This is a genomic window from Streptomyces sp. NPDC048483 (assembly GCF_040651455.1).
Classification (GTDB): Bacteria; Actinomycetota; Actinomycetes; order Streptomycetales; family Streptomycetaceae; genus Streptomyces.
The window spans coordinates 1-3,847 of record NZ_JBEZJZ010000227.1 but is presented as its reverse complement, the minus strand read 5'-3'; the positions used below and the strand labels follow the sequence as shown (position 1 = coordinate 3,847).

At 71.3% G+C, this 3,847-nt stretch carries 5 protein-coding genes and 1 pseudogene; 2 read left to right on the top strand and 4 right to left on the bottom strand.

Translation table 11 applies throughout. The features are described from left to right. Positions 1-269: cbb3-type cytochrome c oxidase subunit I (locus AB0D04_RS42340; RefSeq protein ID WP_362712791.1), on the bottom strand; the 269-nt coding region annotated here is incomplete at its 3' end. Positions 270-422: 153 nt separating this feature from the next. On the opposite strand from AB0D04_RS42340, the gene AB0D04_RS42335 reads away from it, so the two are divergent. Beyond that, a complete protein-coding gene (locus AB0D04_RS42335) occupies positions 423-962 on the top strand; it encodes a sigma-70 family RNA polymerase sigma factor (RefSeq protein WP_362712789.1) in 540 nt (179 codons plus the stop codon). Continuing rightward, entirely contained in the window at positions 955-1,965 is a 1,011-nt protein-coding gene (locus tag AB0D04_RS42330; protein ID WP_362712787.1) for a CU044_5270 family protein, read from the top strand. Before AB0D04_RS42335 ends, AB0D04_RS42330 begins: the two co-directional genes overlap by 8 nt. 48 nt (positions 1,966-2,013) lie before the next feature. Here the strand turns inward: AB0D04_RS42330 and AB0D04_RS42325 are convergent, their stop codons facing one another. From AB0D04_RS42325 to AB0D04_RS42315, 3 genes and pseudogenes are all read right to left on the bottom strand, one after another. Next, the gene (locus tag AB0D04_RS42325) at positions 2,014-3,018 is read right to left on the bottom strand and encodes an aldo/keto reductase (RefSeq protein WP_362712786.1); all 1,005 of its coding nucleotides are present in this window, start codon (positions 3,016-3,018) and stop codon (positions 2,014-2,016) included. Continuing rightward, entirely contained in the window at positions 3,015-3,218 is a 204-nt protein-coding gene (locus AB0D04_RS42320; protein ID WP_362712784.1) for a DUF397 domain-containing protein, read from the bottom strand. Before AB0D04_RS42320 ends, AB0D04_RS42325 begins: the two co-directional genes overlap by 4 nt. Further along, a pseudogene (locus AB0D04_RS42315) lies at positions 3,202-3,573 on the bottom strand (Scr1 family TA system antitoxin-like transcriptional regulator); the annotation flags it as partial. The pseudogene AB0D04_RS42315 and the gene AB0D04_RS42320, both read right to left, overlap by 17 nt. Positions 3,574-3,847 lie beyond the last annotated feature (274 nt).

The window sequence follows — 3,847 nt, the reverse complement described above, 5'->3', positions numbered from 1 at the left end:
GCGAAACCGGCGAACAGCGGCGTCGCGAACATCAGCAGCATGATCGTGCCGTGCATCGTGAACGCCTGGTTGAACTGCTCGTTCGTCATGATCTGGTGGCCGGGGCGGGCCAGTTCGGCGCGCATCAGCAAGGCCAGCAGCCCGCCGACGCAGAAGAACGCGAATGCGGTGACCAGGTAGAGCGTGCCGATGGTCTTGTGATCGGTGGTCGTGAGCCATTTCACCGGTAGCCCTTTCGTCGATAGCCCTTTCGTCGACGGCCCTGTCACCGATGACCGTTTCGCCCGTAGCCGTTTCCCGGGGGTCTGCGTGGACGTGGTTGGCGTCGTGGGTACCTGCATGCCCCGTAGGTGTCCGGGGCCCCGGAGATGTTCACCGGTGCGGGGTGTGAAGATCGGGGCCATGCCGGACACCAACGGTTCATGAGCACGGACGACGCCTTCGCCGATGCCTATCGCACGCACTACTGGGCGGTCAGCCGCTTTGTGGCGCGGCGGCTGGACGGGCAGGCACATGAGGTCGAGGAAGTGGTGGCGGAGGTCTTCTCCATAGCCTGGAGACGCCGCGCCGAACTTCCCGACATCCCGCTGCCGTGGCTGTACGGGGTGGCCCGGAACTGCCTGGCCAACACGGTGCGCGGGCTCGGGCGTTACCGGCGGCTGCTGCACCGGATCGGCCATCACGAGGCGGCGCACCGCCGGCTGACCGTGGACAGCCCGGACACGGAGCCGCCCGGATCCTGGGTGCACGAGGTGCTGGCCCGGCTCTCGGCCGCCGACCAGGAGGTGCTGCGGCTGACGGCCTGGGAGGAACTGACCGTCGAGGAGCTGGCGGTGACGCTGGGGTGCGGCCGGAGCGCGGCGGCCATGCGGCTGCACCGGGCGCGACGGCGGCTTCGCGCGGAGATCGACCGTACGCGGATGACCGTGTCCGCACGAGCAGGAGGCGACGGCAATGAGTGACGAACTGGATCTGCTGCGCGCGGCCAATCCCGTACGGTCCGGCGAAGGCCCCTGGCGGGACCGCCCGCTGTCCGCCCACGCCGAACGTGGCCTCAACCGCCTGCTGCACAGCAAGCGCACGAAACGGGCCCGGCGGCGCCTCGTCCTGAGGGCGGAGGCCGCGGTGCTCGTCCTCGGCGCGGTGCTCGCGTTCACCTTCTCCGACATCGGCGCCGGCGCGGCCGTTGCCGTGCCCGTGGCGCTCGCCCCGCAGGCCGGTGCGCCCTCCGTATCGCTGGACCGGCTCGCCCGGCGAGCGGAGGCGAGGGCGCGGGCAGCGGGGGCCGCGGACGGGCCGCACCGGGGCAGCCATCTGCAGAGCTGGTACGCGAGTGTGGGGGCGGGCCCCGGCGCCGCACCGTCCGCCGTCGTGCCCGAGGAGCGCGTCACCCGGTGGCGCGCCGACGGCAGCGGCTTTGAACTGGTCGTGGCGACCGACCCGCGGCACCCCGGCCGGCGGGTGATCGACGACACCGGCGGCCGCTGGCGCACCGTCAAGGACGGCAAGGTGCTGCACCGGAAGACCTATCCGGCGGGCCCGGCGGACGGGCATCGCGGCCTCGGCGCCCGTACGAGGCCCCCGACCGACCCCGAGGCGCTGCGCGAACAGCTCGCGACGCTCTACGGGGCCACGGGCCGCACGACGCCGCAACTGCTGGCGGCTCTCTCGGCGTTGCTTCAGCAATGGACTCCGGGACCGCGGGAGACGGCGGCCATCGTCAGGGTGCTGGCCGATGCGGAGGGGATGCGTCCGGCGGGCGGGGTCACCGACCGGCTGGGGCGCCGCGGCCAGGCGTATGTGTACGACGGCCCGGACGGCGCCATGAACGCCACCCGCCAGATGGTGGTCCTCGATGCCCGGACCGGACAATTCCTGGGCACCGAGATCACGTTCACGAAGGACCTCCCCGACTTCAAGATCAAGTCGGGGGAGGTTCTGTCGTACGAGGCATGGATGCCGTGAAGCGGTCCGGGCGCGGGGCCGGGTAGGGCTTTCCGGTGCCCGGCCCGGTCAGTGGCCCAGACGGCGCAGCGCCTGCTCCGGGTAGCGTTCGCCGGCCACGGCCGCGCCGGGGACCGCTGCCCGCAGGCGCTCGGCCTGCTCGGGCGTGAGGCTCCGCTCCGCCGCCTCGGCGTTCTCCTCGACGTAGCGCACCCGCTTGGTCCCCGGGATCGGCACGATGTCGTCTCCCTGGGCCAGCAGCCAGCCGAGTGCCGCCTGCGCGGGCGTGATGCCGATCTCCGCGGCGATGCGCCGGACCTCGCGTACGAGGGCGAGGTTGCGGCCGATGTTGTCCGCCGAAAAGCGGGGCCAGCGGCGGCGGTTGTCCTCTTCGGTGAGCTCGTCCCGGGAAGCGAGCGCCCCGGCCAGCATGCCGCGGCCGAGCGGTGAGTACGCCACGATGGAGACCCCCAGCTCACGGCAGGTGGCGAGCATCTCTCCCGCCACCACGTCCCGGGTGAAGAGGGAGTACTCCAGCTGGACGGCGGCAACGGGGTGTACGGCATGCGCGGCGCGCAGCGTCGCGGGGCTCACCTCGGAGAGGCCGAGATGCCGCACCTTGCCTGCCGAGACCAGTTCCGCCATCGCGCCCACGGTGTCCTCGATGGGGGTGGCGGGGTCGCGGCGATGGGCGTAGTAGAGATCGATGTGGTCGACGCCGAGGCGCCGGAGTGAGGCGTCGCAGGCGACCGGTACGTACTGCGGTGAGGTGTCCACGGCGTCGACGCGGCCGGTAGCGGCGTCGTGCCGCAGCCCGAATTTCGTCGCGAGGAAGACGTCAGCGCGGCGGCCCCGGTCGCGCAGCCAGTGGCCGATGAGCTTCTCGTTGGCTCCGCGGCCGTAGGCGTCCGCCGTATCGAGGAAGGTGACGCCCAGCTCGGCGGCCCGGCCGAGCGTGCGGCGGGCCTCGTCCGCGTCGGCGGGTCCGTAGGCGACGGACATGCCCATGCAGCCGAGGCCGATCGCGGATACGGGTGCGGAGCGGGCGCCGCTGCCGAGCCGGCGGGTCTTCACCGGGTTCCGTTCGCGGCGGCGACGACGAAGGCCGAGAAGGCAGCGGGGGTGGGGGTGAGGGCTGGGCCCTGGAGGTTCTTGGAGCCGCGGATGGCGATGGCGGCGGGGAAGGTGGCGATCTCGACGCAGTCGCCGCCCTTGTCGCCGCTGTAGCTGGACTTGCGCCCACGTGCAGCGCTCAGGTCAGGTGTGCTCCCCATAGCGTTCCTCCATCAGGCGCTGGATCAGCTTCGCCGCATCCTTCAGGGACAGCGAAGCCGCCTGGAGGTGATCGTAACGAAGCGAACAATCCCTGACTTCCACTGGATTGGCTGTCGCATGACCCCTCTCATGGCCTTCGGTGGAGACGCCGGCGGGGTCACTGTCGAAGCGGTAGAGGTTGAACGCGCTGTTGCTTCCGGCATGAGCTCCGGCACCGAAGATCTCCGTCGCCCGCGTCTCCAGCTCCATGACCTGCCGGAACCACGCCAGGAGTTGGCTCCGCAGCACCAGCTCCATCAACCGCGTCAGCGCCCCACCCGTATCCAACGCCTTGTCCACGCTCGCGCTGAACTCGTACGGACGGCACCAAGCCCCCTCCACAAGACCCACTTGTCGGTGACGCGGGGCATTTACGGCGCCATGACGGCGAATTGACGGACGCGGCGCCGCGGAACGGCGGGCCGCGGCACCCGTGCACGGGGCGACAAGGGCGAGGCCGCGGGTTGCAGATGTGCGGCCAAGCCCCAGGAGCAAACGGCGTCCAAGTGGTCTAGACGAGATGTGGATGGACCGCACCGACCCGGAGGCGCGCTACCCCTGGATGGGGGGCGTGCGGGAAATCGCGGAG

Coding starts and splice junctions, on each gene's coding strand:
- AB0D04_RS42335 (WP_362712789.1), top strand. CDS start 423: ATGAGCACGGACGACGCCTTCGCCGATGCCTATCGCACGCACTACTGG.
- AB0D04_RS42330 (WP_362712787.1), top strand. CDS start 955: ATGAGTGACGAACTGGATCTGCTGCGCGCGGCCAATCCCGTACGGTCC.
- AB0D04_RS42320 (WP_362712784.1), bottom strand. CDS start 3,218: ATGGGGAGCACACCTGACCTGAGCGCTGCACGTGGGCGCAAGTCCAGC.